This window comes from Clostridium sp. HV4-5-A1G (genome assembly GCF_900184915.1).
GTDB lineage: Bacteria > Bacillota > Clostridia > Clostridiales > Clostridiaceae > Clostridium_B > Clostridium_B aromativorans.
Window position 1 is genome coordinate 1 of the sequence record NZ_FXYI02000277.1, and the last position, 2,917, is coordinate 2,917.

General features: G+C 32.0%; 5 protein-coding genes. 1 reads left to right on the forward strand and 4 read right to left on the reverse strand.

Features of this window, described 5'->3' with window-relative positions; all coding sequences use genetic code 11:
• Positions 1-121 precede the first annotated feature (121 nt).
• Entirely contained in the window at positions 122-457 is a 336-nt protein-coding gene (locus J5G60_RS17650) for a helix-turn-helix domain-containing protein (RefSeq protein WP_150358823.1), read from the forward strand.
• A 67-nt stretch (positions 458-524) separates the two neighbouring features.
• Here J5G60_RS17650 and J5G60_RS17655 read toward each other — a convergent pair whose 3' ends face one another.
• The 4 genes from J5G60_RS17655 to J5G60_RS17670 are packed head-to-tail and all read right to left on the reverse strand — an operon-like array spanning position 525 to position 2,834.
• Positions 525-1,769: an MFS transporter gene (locus J5G60_RS17655; RefSeq protein ID WP_150358824.1), complete on the reverse strand. Its 1,245-nt coding sequence runs from the start codon at positions 1,767-1,769 to the stop codon at positions 525-527.
• 21 nt (positions 1,770-1,790) lie between these two features.
• Positions 1,791-2,042: a hypothetical protein gene (locus tag J5G60_RS17660; protein WP_150358825.1), complete on the reverse strand. Its 252-nt coding sequence runs from the start codon at positions 2,040-2,042 to the stop codon at positions 1,791-1,793.
• 12 nt (positions 2,043-2,054) lie between these two features.
• On the reverse strand, positions 2,055-2,444 hold the full coding sequence (locus J5G60_RS17665) for an SHOCT-like domain-containing protein (protein ID WP_150358826.1): 390 nt from the start codon (positions 2,442-2,444) through the stop codon (positions 2,055-2,057).
• Positions 2,445-2,471: 27 nt separating this feature from the next.
• Positions 2,472-2,834 carry a DUF2089 domain-containing protein gene (locus J5G60_RS17670; RefSeq protein WP_150358827.1) on the reverse strand — a complete coding sequence of 121 codons (363 nt, stop codon included), beginning with the start codon at positions 2,832-2,834 and terminating at the stop codon, positions 2,472-2,474.
• Positions 2,835-2,917 lie beyond the last annotated feature (83 nt).

Below are 2,917 nucleotides of genomic sequence, written 5' to 3' on the forward strand. Positions count from 1 at the left end.
CATAAAAATGTATTATATTTTATAGTATACACACTTTTTAATACAATTACAAGTGTATTTTACACTTGTAATTTGTTATATGTTTTATTAAAAATAGCTAAAGTCAGAATAGGTGATGCAGATGAAAATAGATTATAAAAAAATGGGAAATCGTATTAAATTAACAAGAAAGAAGAAAAAAATTACCCAGGAACAGCTAGCTGAAATGACTGGTCTTTCAAATAATTACATAAGTAATATTGAAAGGGATCGTTCTATACCAAGCATTGACACTTTACTAAAAATTTGTAATTCTCTCGGAGTAACTCCTGATTTTATACTATTAGATTCAATATATACTTCTAATGAATATTTAAAAGATGAAATAGCTAAAAAACTCAACAAATGTAATAATAAAAATATAAGACTTGTTTCAAAATTTTGTGATTTGCTTTTAGAAGAGCAGGAAGAGGAATAGTAAAGATTTTAATAAGCCACTTTAATCTTTGTGAAATGACATTTAAATCATTTAGTTATATCTGGTTTTAAGGCTCGTAAACTTCCGGTACTGCTCTTTTCATAAATACCAATGTAACTGCAAATACCACAGACATTACTACAATCAGTATATAATAGTAGGGAAATTTGTCAAGAAGAACTCCATATATCACGGAACCCAGAGGTATAGCACCTTGTCCAAATACTCCAAGTATTGAAAAAAATCTGGAACGCATTTTATTTGGCACAATTTCCTGAAGATTTGTATTCAAAGGTGTGTTCAATCCTGAATTGAAAAATCCTCCCAGGAACATTATACATGTCAAAAGCATAAATAATTTCAGGCTATGCCCTCCTAGATAATTTACAGTAATGGGAAATACAGCTACTGGAAACATAAATAAAATCATAGTCTGAAGTACAAGTGAGTTCTTCATTATAAATTTTCTGCTGAATTTCACAAGGTATGTGGCTATCAGTATATTACCTATCAGTATTCCAAATGTGAAGAATGAAATAAGATAACCGTACTGCTGTGAAGTAAATCCTATTTCCTTCTTCATAACATAGGGAAGTACTATGTCCAATAAAGGTGCCACCAGGAAATTTGTCACCATGGCAAGTGAGAATAATTGAAGCAGTGCTTTGTTTTTCTTTATAAAATAAAGTACTTCGCTGTTTTCTGTAAAAAATGATTTAAAGGTAAGTGCTTTGGATTTCCTGTCTTTATTTTCATAATTTATAAGAGTACAACTTATTCCAGATATAATAAATGATAATCCATTCAAATAAAATATCACTTTTATTCCAAAAATCCCATATATAATTCCTCCAAGAGCTGGCCCTATGATCATGGAAACCGCATCAATACCTCCCCTGGCAGCTATTCCATTCATGAGTTTATCTTCCTCCACAAGCTCTGGGAGAATTGCCGTTGAGGAAGCATTGAAAATACTGTCCATAATCGAAATAAATATCTGTACTGTAAACAAAAAAGCTAAATTCAAGCTGCCCCTCATGGCAAAATATCCTAAAAATATTACAAAACAACCCCTAGCATAGTCCGATACCATCATTACATTCTTTCTGTTTTTTCTGTCACCTAAAATCCCTGCAAAGGGCAGAGCTACAATATTAGGAATCAAATTTATTGCTGAAAAGAATCCCATCATTATTCCTGAATGGGTCACATCCAAAATATAAAGGGGTAATGCTATCTGCTGTATTCCAGTACCTGTATAAGATATAAATCTTCCAAGCATATACGATAGTAAATTTCTATTATATTTCATACTTACCTCTCCCAATTCAATTTACAGTGTTATCACAACTTCAGTACCGTCTTTTGACTTCACTTCAACAATTTTCAACCCTCTGTAATCTTTTAAAACTCCAATACATTTTGAAAGCTGTCCAAAATCAATTACATCCACATATTTTCTTTCTTTTTCAGGAACATATTTTTTTATAAAAGGCTTGTTGAATAATGACAGTCCGAATTTGACAAGTATCAACGGTAAGGGAATTACAAGCCTCTTGTTCCCGGTTCTTATATAAACTCTCATGAGCTGCACTTCCTATTCTATGCTTACCTCTACTATGTCTCCATCTGCACTTTTTACATCCACTATTTTTCCTGAAAGCCCATTGTCTATGGCTTCTGAAATAAGATTCAGATCTATATTCTCCATTCCCTCAACACTGTCACTTATGGGAATCTTGCCAACAGTTTTTAGCATTATCTTTATAAATTTTACTGGAAGTTTCACATTCACATTGTCCCCTTCATGAGAATTCACTTTTATCCTCAACATTTTTTCCATGATGTCTTCATTGGAATTTGCCGCTGTACTTTCAACAAGCTGTGCATTTTTATCTTTCAAGGATTCTATAAGCTCCTGTGCCTCATCTGCTGTAAGCTTGCCTTCTTCTACCATCTTCAATATTTTTGCTATTTCTTCATTCACCTTCTAATCCTTCCTTTCATATCGTATTTATTCGTTCATCATCTTTATAGCTTGATCCGCAGTTATTTCTCCTCTATCCAGCATATCTACTATTTTTTTCTTGTCAATCTTAGAATTCTGAGACACATTGTATCCCAGGGCCTCTATCACCTCATCCAATTTTGATCTCACTGTGGGATAGGATATACCAAGCTCCTTTTCAACATCTTTTATATTTCCTCTGTTCTTTAAAAATATTTCTATGAATCTGAGTTGATCTTTCGTAAGATATTCAAATTTAGACATTTCAAAATCATTTTCGATTACAGTGCCACATTTTGGACAATGAAGTTTTGAAATCAAAAGTTTTGCTCCACACACCGGACATTTTTCAATTACTTTATACGCCAAATAATCACCTTCTCTTTTATAAAGACAGTATATCATGAAATATTTATATATTCAATACAAATATTGATTTTTTTATTTATTAC